At 43.1% G+C, this 16,313-nt stretch carries 16 protein-coding genes; 2 read left to right on the top strand and 14 right to left on the bottom strand.

The window, feature by feature from the left end; translation table 11 throughout:
• Positions 1-200: 200 nt before the first annotated feature.
• On the top strand, positions 201-734 hold the full coding sequence (locus ACZ5A8_RS21000) for a c-type cytochrome (RefSeq protein ID WP_464531333.1): 534 nt from the start codon (positions 201-203) through the stop codon (positions 732-734).
• A gap of 151 nt (positions 735-885) precedes the next feature.
• Here the strand turns inward: ACZ5A8_RS21000 and ACZ5A8_RS20995 are convergent, their stop codons facing one another.
• The 10 genes from ACZ5A8_RS20995 to ACZ5A8_RS20950 form a co-directional block, all read right to left on the bottom strand.
• Positions 886-1,104 (bottom strand): PLDc N-terminal domain-containing protein, encoded by a 219-nt coding sequence (locus ACZ5A8_RS20995; RefSeq protein WP_229389424.1) that lies wholly within the window; start codon positions 1,102-1,104, stop codon positions 886-888.
• A 271-nt stretch (positions 1,105-1,375) separates the two neighbouring features.
• Positions 1,376-1,828, bottom strand: a complete 453-nt coding sequence (locus ACZ5A8_RS20990; protein ID WP_464531331.1) for a hypothetical protein — start codon at positions 1,826-1,828, stop codon at positions 1,376-1,378.
• A gap of 105 nt (positions 1,829-1,933) precedes the next feature.
• Positions 1,934-3,256 (bottom strand): MFS transporter, encoded by a 1,323-nt coding sequence (locus ACZ5A8_RS20985; protein WP_464534241.1) that lies wholly within the window; start codon positions 3,254-3,256, stop codon positions 1,934-1,936.
• 391 nt (positions 3,257-3,647) lie between these two features.
• Complete coding sequence (locus ACZ5A8_RS20980) at positions 3,648-3,788, bottom strand: hypothetical protein (RefSeq protein ID WP_464531330.1); 141 nt, start codon at positions 3,786-3,788, stop codon at positions 3,648-3,650.
• A gap of 364 nt (positions 3,789-4,152) precedes the next feature.
• Positions 4,153-5,631 carry a phenylalanine--tRNA ligase subunit alpha gene (gene pheS / locus ACZ5A8_RS20975; protein ID WP_464531329.1) on the bottom strand — a complete coding sequence of 493 codons (1,479 nt, stop codon included), beginning with the start codon at positions 5,629-5,631 and terminating at the stop codon, positions 4,153-4,155.
• A gap of 120 nt (positions 5,632-5,751) precedes the next feature.
• Positions 5,752-7,065, bottom strand: a complete 1,314-nt coding sequence (locus ACZ5A8_RS20970) for a tryptophan--tRNA ligase (protein WP_464531328.1) — start codon at positions 7,063-7,065, stop codon at positions 5,752-5,754.
• Positions 7,066-7,372: 307 nt separating this feature from the next.
• Positions 7,373-8,587, bottom strand: coding sequence for a radical SAM/SPASM domain-containing protein (locus ACZ5A8_RS20965; protein WP_464531326.1), 1,215 nt, complete (start codon positions 8,585-8,587; stop codon positions 7,373-7,375).
• Positions 8,588-8,980: 393 nt separating this feature from the next.
• The gene (locus tag ACZ5A8_RS20960; protein ID WP_229389434.1) at positions 8,981-9,592 is read right to left on the bottom strand and encodes a translation initiation factor IF-2 subunit beta; all 612 of its coding nucleotides are present in this window, start codon (positions 9,590-9,592) and stop codon (positions 8,981-8,983) included.
• Positions 9,593-9,627: 35 nt separating this feature from the next.
• A complete protein-coding gene (locus ACZ5A8_RS20955) occupies positions 9,628-10,149 on the bottom strand; it encodes a 50S ribosomal protein L16 (RefSeq protein WP_229389436.1) in 522 nt (173 codons plus the stop codon).
• Positions 10,150-10,760: 611 nt separating this feature from the next.
• The gene (locus tag ACZ5A8_RS20950) at positions 10,761-11,882 is read right to left on the bottom strand and encodes a DUF1786 domain-containing protein (protein WP_464531325.1); all 1,122 of its coding nucleotides are present in this window, start codon (positions 11,880-11,882) and stop codon (positions 10,761-10,763) included.
• 220 nt (positions 11,883-12,102) lie between these two features.
• On the opposite strand from ACZ5A8_RS20950, the gene ACZ5A8_RS20945 reads away from it, so the two are divergent.
• Complete coding sequence (locus tag ACZ5A8_RS20945; protein WP_464531324.1) at positions 12,103-12,642, top strand: MogA/MoaB family molybdenum cofactor biosynthesis protein; 540 nt, start codon at positions 12,103-12,105, stop codon at positions 12,640-12,642.
• Between the two features lie 89 nt (positions 12,643-12,731).
• On the opposite strand, the gene ACZ5A8_RS20940 is transcribed toward ACZ5A8_RS20945, so the two are convergent.
• The 4 genes from ACZ5A8_RS20940 to ACZ5A8_RS20925 all read right to left on the bottom strand — a co-directional run bounded on the left by ACZ5A8_RS20940 (position 12,732) and on the right by ACZ5A8_RS20925 (position 16,179).
• Complete coding sequence (locus ACZ5A8_RS20940; protein ID WP_464531322.1) at positions 12,732-13,460, bottom strand: tetratricopeptide repeat protein; 729 nt, start codon at positions 13,458-13,460, stop codon at positions 12,732-12,734.
• Positions 13,450-14,581 (bottom strand): IS630 family transposase gene (locus tag ACZ5A8_RS20935; RefSeq protein WP_464531321.1). Its coding sequence is split into 2 segments (ribosomal slippage): positions 13,450-14,149 and positions 14,148-14,581, totalling 1,134 coding nucleotides; the frame shifts between segments, so codons are not numbered across the junction. Before ACZ5A8_RS20935 ends, ACZ5A8_RS20940 begins: the two co-directional genes overlap by 11 nt.
• A 54-nt stretch (positions 14,582-14,635) precedes the next feature.
• Complete coding sequence (locus ACZ5A8_RS20930; protein WP_464531320.1) at positions 14,636-14,881, bottom strand: hypothetical protein; 246 nt, start codon at positions 14,879-14,881, stop codon at positions 14,636-14,638.
• Entirely contained in the window at positions 14,854-16,179 is a 1,326-nt protein-coding gene (locus ACZ5A8_RS20925; RefSeq protein ID WP_464531319.1) for a hypothetical protein, read from the bottom strand. Before ACZ5A8_RS20925 ends, ACZ5A8_RS20930 begins: the two co-directional genes overlap by 28 nt.
• Positions 16,180-16,313: the final 134 nt, after the last annotated feature.

Genomic DNA, 16,313 nt, shown 5'->3' with positions numbered 1-16,313 from the left:
AAGCCTGGCTTCTTGACTGATGAATAAGGTATGTTAACTTTATTGACTAATAGGATCAACAGGTCTGCTAATCGAATCAGATCTGATTTGAAGGGGGTTGAATTATCGCAGATGGGGAAAGCAAAAGAAGTCCGTTTCTGAATATCCTGCTGGTTTTATTAATTGCGGGGATAGCTATCCTTATTTTTATGTTGGGGACAATGTGGGATTTTTCTCGTTCCGGAGACGGCTTCGGCCGGCCTGGTACTTCTCCGGAAAACAGGACTTCATATCCTGGTAGAGGTATGTATCCTGGAAGCGGAATGTACCCAGGTAGTGGAATGTACCCAGGCAGGATTTCTCCTTCCTATAACATAACTGATTTTGAGTCAAACGGGGAGTTAATCTATTATACAGGATTTAACGAAAGCGGTGAGATTATCGAGATCGAGTACGGCCCTCGCTGGCTGTACGTTCATGGAGGGAGCTGCGTTGACTGCCACCGGACTGACGGTAGAGGAGGCTATCCGATAATGATGGGTTATGAAACCCCTTCGGATATCAGGTATGAAAGCCTTGTTTCTGAAGACCATGAAGAAGAGGAAGAACACCCTCCGTACACGGAAGAGACCATCAAAAGGGCAATCCTGGTAGGCATTGATCCCTCAGGGGAGCCTCTTGACCTGACGATGCCCAGGTGGAAAATGACCGATGAAGATGTAGATGATGTTGTTGAATACCTTAAAACGTTATGAGAGGGAAATCCTCTCTCTTTTCTTCATATATTTGAATTCTCTATTCTTCAAATACGATCCTTCTATATTCCCTGAAAATTTTCCCGATCTCTCTTGAATCTTTTCAGGAAATCTCTTAGACTTTTCAGGAGCTACCAGGGCTCTCTCCAGGTTACCGCCCAAGTTCTTTGACTCTTTTAGGCTGCCTGATAAGGTAATAAAGAAAAGCTCCTAAAATATATGTAAAAACAATAACTATGACCCAGATAAGGCGTGTATTCCCTTCATCCGTCTCCTTTCGGAGGCAGTCAACAAGGGTCCAGGCCCAGAGAATAAAAGAAAGAAGAAAAATAAATCCGAATATAATGAGAATAAGGGAGTTACCGAACATTTTACTGTTTCCTTTTTTGGCTTTTTATTACCTGTGCTTTTTAGCCCTGCTTTTCTTTACCTTGATAGTCTTCTTCCTTGATTACTTTCTTTACCTTGATATTTCTTTACTTGATAACCTTCTTTACCTTGATAATCTTCTTTACTTAATGCTTTTTTTACTTGATGTTTTTTCATTTTGAAGATGCATTGCGGAATTCTCTATTTGAACTGATGGTATTTTCAATATATAGCCCTAGTTACTTAAACAGTTTGGTTTTTCCGCCTGCCTTTCATTTCGTATTCTCTGAGCTGGAGTGAACTTCCATCCCACTTCTATGCAATACGTCTCCGGTTTTATCCTGTATTATTATATCAAGTTTGTATACGGATTCTTTTTTTCTCGGAAACTCAAGCAAAATCGGATCTTTAACTGATACATTTTCATATAACTTTCTGTCAATATTTTCCAGCGTGTTTCCATTTTCCTGAAAGTGATAGCTCACGTAACAGTCGATTATAGTGCCTGGATTTATCGGACTGTAGATTAACTCAAAACTGTTTTCATAGCTGTGTAATTCGCTCACGAATGTATCCTGCGAACTTTCTTCCCAGACAACTGTCTGTTCTACTTCGCTACTTCTTTCCACGGGAAGGAAATAAGCGAGCCCCCCCACTATCACTACAACCCCTAATAATAGAATGATCGCTAAAATAGATATTAAAACTTTGAATACGTTATTCATGCTAATTCCTCCGGAAATTAAACCTTACCTTTTTCTGGTTGTTAAATGAGTGCCTGAATGTTTATTTCTTATAAACAGTTGAGCCAGAAGATTAAGATGCCGGACTCAGTATTTTAGCTCTTTCTCAAATTTCCTGAGCCTGAAATTGAGCAAAAATACGATATAAATTACCATACCTGCAAGCAAAAAGGCTCTTCCTGCAAACAGTTCATATAAAAGCCCGCCCAGGATCAGTCCGGTTATACTTGCAAGCCCTCCGAAGCTGCTAGCAAACCCCTGTACGGTTCCCTGGTAGTTCTTCCCTGCAATTTTTGATAACAGGGAGAGAAATGAAGGCCACATAAGCCCGTCACCCAGTGCGAAAAACCCTGTTGCAAGATAGGTCAGAAAGAGGTCTCCCGGGATAAGCAGCAGAAAATTTGTGCCGAGCATCAGGCTTCCGAATATTATAAGTGAGGCATCCGAATATCTTTTTGAAAGCCCTGGGAGTATAGAGCCCTGTACAATTATCAGAAGTGCGCTCAGGACAGTAAAGTAGACACCCATTTCCATGATGTCCCAGTCAAGAGCTGCAATCGCATGCAGTGGAAAGGCGGTGTAGAAAATATTGAAGCCGAGAAAAATGAGGAAGTAAAGGCTGAGCATATAAGGGACATCAGGAAGCTTTAAAACCTCCCTGAAGGAAGGTTTCCCTGTTTCCTGTGCAGCCCTGCATTCCTTTATCTCGTAACCAAATACTTTTCTCACATTTTCAATATTTGCAGGTCCCTCAAGAGAACACTCTTTCTTTTCGGGGATATAATACACAATAAGTGCTGTCCCTATAAGTGAAATCACTACTGCCCCAAGGACAGGAGCCGCTTCTCCGTATTCTGTTACGCTCAAAAGCCCGGCAAGGGCAGGGCCAACTATGAACCCGAGGTTTGAGGAAATCGACATTTTCCCGAAATTTCGGTTTCTGTCTTTTTCTTCAGTAATGTCTGCCAGGTAAGCATTGGCTACGGACACGTTCCCTCCGGTCAGCCCGTCAAGAGCCCGGGCAAAGAAGAGCACTGCAAGGGGCAGGGTAAAGGCAAAAGCTCCCAGGACTTCGGAATCAACTTTAAACAAAGTAGAGACCGGAAGAAAGAGGGCTGCAAAAAAGATGATCCATGAGAGCAGGGTCCCTAGCTGGCTTAAGAGCAGGACCTTTTTACGCCCGTAAATGTCAGACCACCTGCCGAGAATAGGGGCGCCTATGAGCTGGAAAGCAGGGTACATCGAACTTGCAAGCCCGTAAATGAAAGCATTTCCTCCAAGCCTGTTCACGAGAAATACAAGGAAGGGGAGAACTATGCTGAACCCGAGCGTACCTATGAAATTGACAGTAAGGAGAGGGAGAAGGGAGATTCTCTCCCCTGTCGGAGGGTTGGGACTATTTTTCTGCATCATATTCTCCTGACCTGCTCCAGTATTTTCCGGTTTATCTCCTGAAGCTTTTTTCGTCGACTCTTCAGAAATCTTTTCCCCTCCCTTTTTCAAGTAAGATTTCAGGTTCATCAAATAAAGGCCGCGTTTCAAACAACAATTTCCAGATAACAATTTCCAGATAACAATTCTCAGGTAACGTTTATTCCTGAGACGATTTATCTTTTAATCTTGAGAATTTTAGCCCAGCCCCGTTTTCCACATTTGGGACACTTCAGGTACTTTTTATTTAGGCAATTGGGGCCAAGGAAGTTCTCTAGAGTTGAAACCTCAAAGAACTCTCCGCATTCCGGGCAGCGGTAAGCGAAATTTTTAGCGTGCCAGATAACAAGCAGCAGAATTCCTATGATTATTACCAGAGTAGCCAGAGATACCAGTAGTCAGGAAGCAGAAATACAGAGGAAAGAGCCGTTATTGCAATAAATAGAAGAAGTATGAGAGATGTCCTGTACCAGTCCCTTTTAGTAGTTTCTCCATATTTTTTTGCGTTCATGATTGGTCTTCTCTTTTGTGTTCGTTCTTTTCGGTTTTAAATTTTCGTGTGAGAAATAAGGTTCTGGAGCTGCTTAACATTTGTTTCTCGGTGAAGTTTCCAGGGGCAGCCTTGAAGGCGCTTTTCAGTCCTATTTTTTTTCCCAAACTTGTGCGCAGCATGGCCTATCGGCTTCGGGGAAATTAGCGAGTAATCTTCAACCGCACTGGTAAAATCGAGTGTCAAAAATCGAGTATCAAAATACCAACCTCTTATCGTGAAAGAGAAATATGAAAAAAGAAATTGCCTGTGGGCTGGAGCAGGCAGTTTTTACAGCCCATGAGTCACTTAAGTTTTTAGATGCTGCATACTTCGCTTTAAGTTTTCAGATCTTGCAAACCTCGCTCCTCCTGAGCCAGTCAATATCAGACTGATAGAGGAGTCTCAGGTCTTTAAGTCCGAGTTTCAGCATGGCAAGCCGGCTTACCCCGAGCCCCCAGGCAAGGACGGGTTCTTTGATCCCGAAAGGTTCTGTGACTTCTTTTCTGAAGACACCTGCACCTCCGAGTTCAACCCAACCGAGGCCGTCCACATAAACCTCAGGTTCCACGCTAGGTTCTGTATAGGGGAAATAGCCGGGGCGGAAGCGGACTTCTTCGAACCCCATCCTGTAGTAGAACTCTGCAAGCAGCCCGAGGAGGTCTGCAAAAGACATATCTTTACCCATGACCACGCCTTCAAGCTGTTCGAACTCGGGGGTATGGGTCGGGTCAATTGTTTCCCTGCGGTAAGCCCTGTCAATACAGAAGGCTTTTGCAGGAGGTTCGGGGTGGTCTGCGAGATACTTTATGGTTACTGAAGTGGTATGGGTCCTGAGTACATTACGCCCGGCAAGTTCCCTGTCCCATATCCCTCCCCAGCCACAGGAGTCAATGTCCCCTCCACTCTCGTGCATAGCTGCTACCTTATCTGAGTATTCAGCTGGGATCTGGCAGGTGCTGCCGAGGTGGAATGTATCCTGCATATCTCTTGCAGGGTGGTCCTGGGGCTGGAAGAGGGCGTCAAAGTTCCAGAAAGAGCTCTGGATTATGCCGCCTTTGATCTCTGTAAAGCCCATCTCCAGGAAGATCTGGCGCATCTGTTCGATCAGGCGCCTGTAAGGGTGAATTTTGGTCCCGTAAAGAGGTTTCGGAGTGATGTCGAGTCGGTAGGGCCTGAATTTTTTTCCTTTCCATGAACCGCTCTTCAGCAGGTCGGATGTAATCTGAGCAATTTCTTCTTCAAGGACAATACCCTGTGCTGCAAGAGCACTTCCTGCACTCGTTATTGAAACCGTCCTGAACTTCTCTTCGTGTTTTACAACAAGTTTGCGCTTTAGCAGGTCCTTTACAGTCCTTTCGTCAGCTGCAAGCTCTTCGAGAGTCTTTGCCTTGCCTGCAAAAGATGCAAGGGCTTCTTCATCTTTGCCAGCAGGGGGTTCTCCCGAAGGCACCATCAATCCGTTTTCAACCTTTGCCCATCCTTTTTTTACTAGCCAGCCGGTTGCAATTCCCACGGTTTGAGGAGAAAAACGGTTCCTCAGTTCTTCAAGGGATTCAGGGGCTTTCAGGGTACCAATTATCTGGCGCTCCGGAAGCCCGGTTTTCGTATATTCTTCCCCTTCCTTCGTAAGGGAGTAGCGTTCGAGCACTTTTTCGGAAACGGAAGCAAGCTCTTTTTCCTGGAGCATGAAGGCTGCCTGCATTGCCGCATCCACCTGCAGTCCTGATTCCTCTTCCAGTTTATTGGGGGCTGCCGACCCCAATTCCTCAAGGGCGAGCAAGACCTTTTTCTCGTTAATTGTAAGGTTTTCCTGAGCACTCATACTGTGACCACATCCTGATCTTCCTGAAATGATTGAGAAATCGATTATTTATAAGAATTTGATAAGTTTATGGTTAATTTAGTTTGAATAATTTAATTTGAACAGCTTAATTTGAACAATTCAGTTTTTGTAGATAATTCTGTACTCATCAAGCTGTTCCCGCGCAAGTTCCCGTTTTTCCTGATGATCTTTAAGGAATTCATGCATTTTTTCGGCTGCAAGCTGTTTGCATGAGCCGCACATCCTTGTGCCTGAGACACATTCTTGCCTTATCTCCAGCAATTCTTTATCATCATCAAGCAGGTGGAAAAGCATCAGCTCGAAGACAGAACACTCTTCAGGCTTTCCGCCAAGCTTCTTCTGCTCTTCGAGGGTTACACAGCCTCCGGTCTTTGCCCTTTTTACCTTCTTTGCCCCTTCTTTCGGGTTATCCGTGAGGGCAATCTGACTTTCAGGGATGCTGCTGGACATTTTCCCGCCCTGTAGTCCGCTCATGAAACGGTGGTATGTGGATGCCGGAGGAATGAAAGCGTAGCCTTCGAACTCGACTGCAACCTCCCTGACAATCTTTTCAAGCCCTGCAAGATCGGGATATTCGAGCACGTCAATATGCTCTTCGTAGAGCTTTATTTTTCCGGGAATTCGTTTCTTGAGCTCCTGCAAAGCTTCTTTTTGGGCGTTTTTTCCCCGGACACTCAGGTATTTCCTTCCTGTCTTTACATCTTCTCGCTCTTCTACCCTGAACATATTCATTTTGCCTGCAAGCCCTCTTGTAAGGCGGAGGTGAGGGTCCTGGTCCGGACCTACGGGAACCACAACAGGCTTCGGTCCACTGAATTCTTCGAGCTGGGGCTGGAGGATATCTGCAGCCTGGGTTGCCACGCTGAGCATATGGGAGAGGCTTGTTTCTCCTGAAAAGCCGTAAATGGCACTCAATTCTGAGAAATTGACTTTAGCGCCGAGTTCAAATGCAAGGTCTTTAACGCTCCCGCAACCTGACTGGAAGTAAATGAGGCCTTCGGGTTTGAAACCAAGGGCAATCAGGCTTAATATGTATTCTTCTACCCCTATTTCCCTGCACTTCTGCCAGGAAAAACCGCGCACCGAAAAAGCTTCCCTGTCCGCGATCCCTACAAAGGCTGAAGCTCCCATTTCCTGGTGCCAGACTATCTGGTCCATGACCATCTTATGCCCGAGGTGGACCTTTCCTGAAGGCATAAAACCGTCCATAACTGAAAAAGGGGCACCTGTCCGCATAGCCTCTGCAATCTGTTCGTAGTCGCGGTGCCCGAAGATAACTTTTCTCCGCATGTACCTATGCGGGCAAGGGATTTCCGGAAGTACATTTTCAAAAGGAGAAATCCCGAATTCTTCGAATAACTTGGAATAGTCAGTGATATCGCTTGAACTCCACGGGTCAAGTTTAGTATTCATAAAGTCCCTCATGGGCTGCCTTTTCCCGAAAGCGCTGAAGGCAGCTTTTTTTTGCTACATAAATAAGGGTAAAGTAATTAAGAGTGTAAACTCCGTTCCGGCTAAATTGCTCTTTAAAAATACCTGCTCATATGTAAATGTTTATCTTCTGGCAGCCCCGGATACTGTCATCCACCTATCATCCACCTATTATCCCTTATTAACTGCCTGTTTTCGTCCCTTTACTATCCTCATCCGGCTGCCAGTAGATTTAGAGTAATTCTGCAATTCTGCAGTAAATTCAGGGTAATTATGTAATAAGACCCGGTTATTTCTCGCAAATATCTTCAAACGGATAGGGCAGTTTTGCCTCTTCAGGGATTTTATCGACTAGTTCCATAAATTCAGGATCATGCATAGGGCTCAAACTCTTCTGCCGCTGGAAATACGGATAGCTCCTGATCCTATGCCAGATTTCTTTTAAGGGTATTTCTTTTACATTCCCGAACCTGAAAGGAGGATAAGGGCTTGGTTTTACATCTCCATCTGCAGTTACATGCATCCAGCGCCTGCCTGCCATTGCACCCAGCATCTGTCCTTCGAAATAGGTGTTTGAAAACATTCGGGGACCTTCCGGGTCCGAGTTTATCCTGTGATACATTTCAAGAATTGTCCTCCGATCCCTGTCAGTAATCACAGGTTCGCCTCTTTTTTTTGGCATTGATTCCCATACCGAAAATTCATGTACTCCAAGTTCCGATGCAAGCGCGTAGAGGGCAGGAAGTTCCTTCATGTTTGAGAAAGAGGCATGCGTTGTCATTACAACCAGGAGTCCGGCTTCAAGAGCCATTTTTATGGTTGAGATTGCCCGCTCGTAAGCTCCTTCGGATTTTCGGATAGCGTCATGTTTTTTGGGATCAGTTGAATAAACGCCGACCATGAGGGAGTGAAGTCCGGCTTCTTTCAGGCGGAGAGCAGTTTCTTTTGAGAAGTCCGTGCCCCAGGTGGAACAATTAACTATAGCGCGTTTTTTGTCCACATACTCAACAAGCTCAAAAATCTCTTCGTGCAGCAGAGGGTCATTCTCAGTAAAACTAATTATTAATGTGCCAAGTTCCAGGGCTTCATCTATTATTCTTTTAATTGTATCCGTATCCAATTCGTCAGCATCTGTTCCCGGCGGGTACCTTGAACTGTTCTGGCGTGTAAGCTCAATGGAAACGGTTTCAGGAACATATTTTCCCAGAGCTATCTGGACTTCTGCAAAAATGAGGCGCTTGAAAACAGGACTCGGGATGGGAGGCAACCAGGCTGAAGGAATAACCCTGTCCTCCTGTGCAAGAGCCGGTTTTTCCTCCTGCAGGCGTGAGTTAATCTTTTTCAGGATAGGGCTGCAGACTGCTTTAAGTGTTCCACTTGCCGTAAGTTTCAAGGTTTCTTCTTTATGTCGCTGAAGGTTCACAGACAGCCCTGGAATAGAGAGAAGTTCTATATTTATGTCTCTCGCAGAAAAGTCCGGCACATTCTTTTTTTCGGGAGTCATTTTTTCTCACAGGTAATTTTCTTACGGGTTCTTGATTTGACTGGTAAATATTTAAAACCGTCTCTGGTTAAACAGCTCGTTTAAACAAGCTCACTAAAGCGCTCCTTTTCTTTCCAGAAGCTAAGTATAAGTATTTTTATTCGAGAAATTCACTCTAAACCAGCCTCAACAAGCCGTAAACTCTTTAAAAAATAGACAATATCCGAATATAAAATAAATAATATCCGAATATAAAATAAATAATATCCGAATATAATGCTGAACATGAATACTCTGTTTAATCTGAGATATCAGTTTGAGAATATCAGTCTTGAAAATGGGGCTTAAGTTGTCCGGGCACGAGAACTGATATTAGTAGTCGGCCTGGACTGCCTCTTGAAATATTAAAAAAGCTTAAACCGCCCTTTCTGAGAAGGCAAGGTTTCCGCTGATTTTCTTTATCTTTACTTTGACCACATCGCCTTTTGAGGCTCCGGGCACGAAGACAGTATACTTATCTATTTTTGCTATCCCGTCACCTTTGGACCCAACGGCATCTATCCGGAGTTCGTAGGTTCCGCCTTCTTCAATGGCATCCCTGACAACCACATTGCTTACTTTTCTCTTTTTGACAGGTCTGTGAGCCCCGCAAGCAGAACATTTCAGGACAAGAACCCTATCCGTCCTTACAAGCTGGGTGTCCGGGCGTTCGCATTCCGAACACATAACGTATTCGTCCACATAGGCCTGAATGTTGTCAGCGATCTGAGCTCTCGTAAACCTTCCCTGGAAGACCGCACGTGTGCCTTCTATCTTCCCTGCAGTTCCCAGTTCCCTGGTGAGATATTTCATCAGGTGGTCAGGGTCCCGGTTAAGGATATCTGCAATATTTCCGAAGTTATCCAGAATTGTGGTTTTGCCTTCGGAAAATATTCTCGGCTCAGGGATTACGAATCGAGCGTCCGTAGTCTCGGTGTCAGGCATCTTTGCCATTGCACGGTTCAAAAGCTCTTCGTAATCGTACATTATTATACTCCCTTTGATTTTAACAGTTTAACTGGTTACTGTACCAGTTCTGCCCCTTGATCAACAACGATCCTGCAAGGGGTAGGCAGCTTCTGTCCTGCATGCCAGAGAGCTTTCTTTGCAGCCTGGAAGTTCTGCTTTTCAACAGCTACTGTAAAGATCTTCTGCATTGCTTCTACTCTTGCTGCAGTACCTACGTTCTTCCCAAAAGCCCTGCGCATCCCACTGGATACACGGTCAGCACCAGCGCCTGTTGCCTGCTTGTTTTCCCTGAGTACTTCGTGTGGGTAAACACGGAGCTTCATGTAAAAGCCCATCTTTCCGGCATCTGTACTCAGGTGCCTGTTTGCTGTAATACGGGCTGCTTCAAGAGCAACATGCCTTATCTGACATTTTTCTTCAACAATCAGGGAAACTTTAATCGGGAAAGTGGTATTTGCTTTGTCTCCCATGTCGTAATGAATAACCTGACTTCCGGGAACACCGCCCATGTATTTCTTTCTGGTAAATGAGCGCTGCCTCACGTTTCTGTACATACTTCCTGGCTTTCGTACCATTAGCTTGATTCTCCTGAAAGATAATAATTTTAATAGAAATTCGTTGTAACGGATTTGTTTCCGCATATAAATGTTTGCATCACGTTCGCAAAAAATCGTTTAGCAAACCGTTGGATATGGAGATATGTGCATATAGAGATACCTGCCTGTATTTACATTTATCTGTAAACCGGCCCTTGCGGGTTCTGGCAGAGAATATCTGCATCCCCGGGTTCTCCGATAGGGAATCTCATATCTGAAGTTCTACAGTCCCTAAAATTTTATATATCCCGGGCTTAGGAGCTTCTAAGGCTAATCCCCATCATTTTAATGGCGGGATACAGCCGTCACCTCTCCTATAATTTGATTACAGATTACGTTTTTCTACTTACAAATCTATACTTTATTGTTAAGTTTTGTTCTGGGAGATGTAAACGCTACAGAAGCCGCTTAACTCTGCTCTAAAACTCCAAGTATAGGGTTCTTTGAAGTAGTTTCAAAGGTAAAACTTGAAACGATGGAAGCGAGACACGAATAAATAGTTGCTCTAGGGCAGTATAGCGTTGGTTGAAATACCATAGATGCCTACGAATTTATTCGTGGGAGCTGTCACGTGACTTACTCCCTACTACTTAGTGGTTTATAAGTTTTATTGATGTTTCCGGGTATTTTTCAAAGAATCCTGCGAGAAGCCCGAAGCAGCCTGAAAGCATCATACTCCCGAAGGGTGCGGCAAAATGCAATTTTTTTGAAATTTCCTGCCTGAGCTCTGAACCTGAAAGCTTTTCGAGCATCTCCCTTTTCGGGCCTGTAACCATTATAGATCTAACTTCCTCAAAGCCCGAAGCTTCCTTTATATATGCACCGTGCCCTCCGTCTGCAAAGACTTCTTCAAAGCCAAGCGTTCCGTCAGCAAGCCTGATAATATAGTCCTGAAGTTTTTCCGGGTTCATGCTGGAGCTGTGGTGCTCAAAAATAGCTGTGATCCTGTTTTCGTTTACAAGCGCCCCAAGAGTATGCCCATTTCCTATATTGATCACGATGGCAGGCTGGACGGCTGCAGAATCGGTAAGGGCTCCGAATATGGCTGCAGGTCCCGTATCCATGAGTACTGCTCTCGTCTTAAGTACTGTCGTTGATTTAAGAAGTGAATCTGCCTGGGCTTTCATGCGGGTAAACGCCTGCGGGACTTCTTCTGGCCGGAAAACAAAATTTTCGAGCTTTCCCCCTTTCTCGATAAGTTCCTTTAGAAGTTCAAACCTGTATACCCGGTTGCTCTTATCCGGAGCGTTTCCATGGTCCTGGACTGCCACTGCATAATTTTCCGGCATCCTTACTTCAAAATTTGAAAGTGCGCATGAAACGGCGCAGGGGTCAAAGTCCTTCATAACAACTTCCAGTGCTTCCCCAGAACCTGCAAGTTTCTTTGCCTCCTCATTTGAGACAATTCGGACCCCGAAAGCCTTCACTTTCTCAAGGTTGTCATGAATGGTCAGAGCAGCTTCTTCAGTAGCATATGCAGGGAACCCTGCTTTCAGGTGAGTGCGGACAGCCCATGCAGAGGGACCCCCTCCCATTATGGTCCCGGTAAGCACAAGTGCCTTTCCTGCCTTTGTTGCCCTCCGCACCCTTTCCGCAACAACCTGCGTGGGAGAAGGCATGACCATTATCAGGCTGTTTTCAACCTCTTTTCCCGAATCAAAGAGCAGGATATCCTGCGTACCTGTACCTATATCCGCTGCAAGTATGTGCATACCCGAGCATTGGGCTGATAAGTTATTAAAATATGGGCAGGCAAGTAACATTACAGGATACAGGGTAACAGGAAGAATAGTCATAATGGAAAACCGTAATATGAAAATCATAATGTGAATATCATAATATGAAAACTGTAATGTGAAAACTATAATGTAACAACTGAACAGGATACCCAGGACAGGAAATTAATCTGATATATTGGAGAGTGCTGTTTTCATGAAAGAATCCATACCAGAAATTCACAAAAAAGATGCCAGAAAATCTTATTCTTTTGCCATAATTACGATTTCAACCTCAAGGTACGAAAAGTACGGAAATCCGTTTTCTCCTGAAGAAGCGGAAGACCTTTCAGGAAAAGCCATAAAAGACCTTCTTGAGATTGCAGGCAATAGCGTTTCTTTTTATAGGCTTGTGTCTGATGAAAAAGATTCAATTCTTGATGCTCTTTTTGCCGCACTTGACAGCTCTGCGGACATCGTTATTACAAGCGGAGGCACAGGGATTGCTCCAAAAGACCTTACTATCGAGTCCGTAATCCCTCTTTTTGAGAAAGAAATTCCTGGTTTCGGGGAACTTTTCAGGTACAAAAGCCTTGAAGAAATAGGCACTTCCGTGATCCTGACCAGAGCTTCAGCAGGCGTAATGAAAGGAAAGGCTGTATTCTGCCTGCCAGGGTCTCCAAATGCAGTGAAGCTAGCCCTCTCTAAAATTATCATTCCTGAAGCCGGGCACATTGTTAGGCACGTAAGGGAATAACTCTTATACGTTTGTTAGATGAGTTTCTTATGAGATAAATAAGCTTGAAGAGGCAGCGATTTAAATACTGTACTATGAAATCTCAAAAATCATTTCTCTTCGCTCATCTCTGAAAGAAACCCATTATAATTATTTTTTATTGCCATTGTAGTTGGATGTTTCTGTCCCAACTTCTTTTCGACTATTTCAAGTGCTCTTTGATAAAGTAAGGATGCTTTTCCGTAATCTTCCATATTCTCACAGAGTCCGGCAAAGTTGTTTAGTGTTATTGCAACATCCGGATGTTGAGGGCCCAACACCTTTTCATTTATTTCAAGTACCCTTTGATAAAGTGGCAGTGCTTTTTCGTAATTTCTCATCTGACAATAGATTCCTGCGAGATTGTTTAGTTTTGCTGCAACAGATGGGTGTTGTGGTCCCAGCACCTTTTCGACTATTTCAAGTGCTCTTTGATAAAGTGGTAGAGCTTTTTCGTAATCTTCTATATCAAAATAAACTGATGCGAGATTGTTTAGAGTTTGTGCAACGTCTGGATGTTGTGACCCCAGCACCTCTTCACGAATATCAAGGGCCCTTTGATTAAATTGAAGGGCTTTTTCATAATCTTCGATATAACGATAGATTAAGGCTAAGTTGTTTAATGTTGCTGCAATATCTGAATGTTGCGGCCCCAAGATCTTTTCATTTATTTCAAGCGCCCTTTGATAAAGTGGAAGCGCTTTTTCGTAATCTCCTCTATGACGATAAAGTTCTGCGAGATCGTTCAGAATAGCTGCAAAATCTGGATGTTGAGGTCCTAGTGTCTCGTCAATCCTCAATTGTCGGATAAAGACGTGCTAATTTTACCCTTGCATCTTCTGTTGTGAATTGCCAATTAACCTTTGCATTTTTGTTGTTTCTGAACTTTTGCCAGGCCAATGCCTCCTTCTTAACAGTGTCAATGTTATTCATTCTCCTTTTTAAGCACTGACCTGTGAGTACATTCAATTCAATCTCTGCCATATTCAACCAGCTTCCATGTTTTGGTGTGTACACAAACTCAAACCTATCCCATATTGCCTTCGCCTTTGCTGGTGGAAATACTTCATAGAGAGATCCCGGAACATGTGTGTTTAGATTGTCCATTACCAGCGTAATTTTATCTGCATTTTCCTGTTGAAGTGCAATTTCTTCCAGAAAACAAGCCCAGTCCTTCTTGGTTTTTCTTTCAGTAATTTTCACCATTCTTTTTCCTGTCAATGGTTCACAGGCAAGGAATATATTGCACATCCCACAACGTTTGTATTCGTAATCATACCTGGCTGGTTTTCCGGGTAAGCAGGGGACTGGAATCCTGGTTTCTCCAATAAGTTGTTTTGGGGATTCATCCATACATATAACAGGATTTCGTAGATCAAATGGACGCTTATAAATATCCAGAACCATTTCCATATTTGCAACAAAGCTACTGTTTTGTTCCGGAGGAATTACCCATTCTTTCCTTTGCCAGGGTTTGATTTCGTTTTTTTAAAGTACGACGTATTGTTTCATGAGAAATATTTTCGATATAGCCAAGATCTACAACCTTATCAGCTAACAATCTCAAAGACCATCTTGCAAAACCTTCAGGAGGTTCACTGCAACTCAATGCAACTAAATGGGCTTCTAAATCACCATCAACTTTTTTAGCATAAATCCGATCTCTTGTTTCTCCATTGAGGGCAACTTCAAGACCTTCTTCAACAAATCGCTTTTTAACACGATCAATTTTTTTCATACTGATATTCAGGACACGTGAGATTTCTTCGTTGATTGAATGGTTGACATTCCATTCACCTTTATCACAATTAAGTAAGATCAGAGCATTGAGAATTTTTTGGGAGTTGTGTTTACCCTTTGAGGTAAGTTCACAAAGAGTTTCACGTTCCTCTTTGGTAAGTGTCACAGTGTATCTATTCATAAGGAATCCCTGAGATTCTTTATGAATATTATACAATATAATTCTTACGACATTTTAATGCTGACGAGACACTAGTTCCGCTTCAAGAATTTGTAGCATTTCTTCATATATTGGGGTAATTAATTGCCAGAATGCTGCTCTGTTGAAGGGATCTGAGGCAGCAATAAACCAATTGATCAAATCTTTGTTTTCAAGTGCCTCTTTTGCATGGTAGAAGGCTTCATTCAACGTTATTTCGTGTTCTGGGGTTATTGATTTAATATCGAGATCTTTTAGTTGATTGCTGTAGAAGTCAAGCATGAAATTATGAACTTTTTTTTCAAATCTTGATCCTGATATTCTTGCAGGCTTTTTCTCATAAGCTGGTGCATGAAACACTTTCCTTTATCGTCAATGTCCATAAAAGAGAAGCTATGCAATTCTGAAAAACTGGTTGCAGGGTATCCGGTTTTAAATTTCTCAACCAGAATTTCGAATAGTTCACGGTCCCAGTATCTGGGAACCGATAAGACCTTCAGTGTCTCTTTTTCTTCCCTGTCAAGGTATTTGACAAATCCGCAGAAAATACCGTCCGGAACCTTTGCAAAGTTTTCCGGAGAAGGCTGCTTTTTTTTCTTTATTTTTCTGTAGGTATCAATGGAGAGTTCAAGATAGTAGGGTACGCCTTCACTGCTTTCAATGAGTAATTTATGGATATCCTCTTCAGTGATTCCGCACCGTTTTAACAGGTCGAGAGCATCTTTTTCTGGAAGTTTTTCAATTTTACGCTGGTCAAGGTAATTTTTCCAGTCTTCATCCACTTCTTCCCAGCGAAGGGGTTCTCTTCCGTAGATTACCCACAGACAGGACTTTTGTATGTTTTCAATAAGTTTTCTGAGCCATTTATCGCGGTCATTAAAACTTCCTTTTTCTCTTTCTTTTTCCCAGAGAGCTTCGTATGTGTCTATGAAAATGACTGCGGATTCTGAAGTGTTCTGCAGGTGGTCAGCAAGGTCATATGCCCAGTAAACAGGTAGCCATTCATCTATCTCTGTCGGTTCAAGATCAGGAAGTCTGGAAATATCTTCTTTGCGTTTCAGAGCCCATTTTTGATACCGTTCAGGTAAACTTTTGGCAAGGTTAAGCACATTTGGTATCAGGTTTACAGGAACAAATTCGTTACAGATGTCCAGAACATCACGAACAACGCTTTCCTCTGAGTAGCTTTCTTTTACAAGGGGAACATTGGGATTGACTTTTTTCCAGTAAGTGGCAAGGGCAATGTCAAAAGAGTTAAATTTGATGTCGTATTTCTGGCGTAGTTGGCTGGAAAGAACTTCAAGGAATTTATAATGCTGTCTGTATTGTTCGGTTGCGAAGTCTATTGAAGTCCATAAAATTTTCATATGTCTGTCCGATTCGTTGTGTTTTTCGAGCAAGGTTGGAAGTTTCTTTCTAAGGCTGGTTTTTCCAATTCCGGCAACGCCATAATAGACTAAGATACTGTAATTCTGTTGATTGATGTTTTGGGAGGCTTTCTCAAAAGCTTCAATGAACTCTTTCCTGTCAACGAATGGACATTCTACTTTTTCATCAAAATTTGTAGGACAAACTGACACTCAATTCCTCCGAAACTTAGTTCTTTGTCAGCTTAAATTTTCAGCCTATTACATATTTTCAACTTGTCCTTACTATTATATTACATTGCTGAAATCTTTCAATTTCAAAAATCAGACAAAAGAGGCTCATCAAT

Source organism: Methanosarcina subterranea (genome assembly GCF_055385895.1).
The sequence above is the reverse complement of the archived record's forward strand: the minus strand, read 5'-3'. Positions and strand labels throughout refer to the sequence as shown.

What these genes read in the sequence shown, in the direction of transcription:
- ACZ5A8_RS20950 (WP_464531325.1), bottom strand. Translation starts at nt 11,882, where the DNA reads ATGCACATACTTGCAGCGGATATAGGTACAGGTACGCAGGATATCCTG.
- pheS (WP_464531329.1), bottom strand. Translation starts at nt 5,631, where the DNA reads ATGAGTGCTCAGGAAAACCTTACAATTAACGAGAAAAAGGTCTTGCTC.
- ACZ5A8_RS21000 (WP_464531333.1), top strand. Translation starts at nt 201, where the DNA reads ATGTGGGATTTTTCTCGTTCCGGAGACGGCTTCGGCCGGCCTGGTACT.
- ACZ5A8_RS20995 (WP_229389424.1), bottom strand. Translation starts at nt 1,104, where the DNA reads ATGTTCGGTAACTCCCTTATTCTCATTATATTCGGATTTATTTTTCTT.
- ACZ5A8_RS20945 (WP_464531324.1), top strand. Translation starts at nt 12,103, where the DNA reads ATGAAAGAATCCATACCAGAAATTCACAAAAAAGATGCCAGAAAATCT.
- ACZ5A8_RS20965 (WP_464531326.1), bottom strand. Translation starts at nt 8,587, where the DNA reads ATGACTCCCGAAAAAAAGAATGTGCCGGACTTTTCTGCGAGAGACATA.
- ACZ5A8_RS20970 (WP_464531328.1), bottom strand. Translation starts at nt 7,065, where the DNA reads ATGAATACTAAACTTGACCCGTGGAGTTCAAGCGATATCACTGACTAT.
- ACZ5A8_RS20930 (WP_464531320.1), bottom strand. Translation starts at nt 14,881, where the DNA reads ATGCTTGACTTCTACAGCAATCAACTAAAAGATCTCGATATTAAATCA.
- ACZ5A8_RS20980 (WP_464531330.1), bottom strand. Translation starts at nt 3,788, where the DNA reads ATGAACGCAAAAAAATATGGAGAAACTACTAAAAGGGACTGGTACAGG.
- ACZ5A8_RS20985 (WP_464534241.1), bottom strand. Translation starts at nt 3,256, where the DNA reads ATGCAGAAAAATAGTCCCAACCCTCCGACAGGGGAGAGAATCTCCCTT.
- ACZ5A8_RS20990 (WP_464531331.1), bottom strand. Translation starts at nt 1,828, where the DNA reads ATGAATAACGTATTCAAAGTTTTAATATCTATTTTAGCGATCATTCTA.
- ACZ5A8_RS20960 (WP_229389434.1), bottom strand. Translation starts at nt 9,592, where the DNA reads ATGTACGATTACGAAGAGCTTTTGAACCGTGCAATGGCAAAGATGCCT.
- ACZ5A8_RS20955 (WP_229389436.1), bottom strand. Translation starts at nt 10,149, where the DNA reads ATGGTACGAAAGCCAGGAAGTATGTACAGAAACGTGAGGCAGCGCTCA.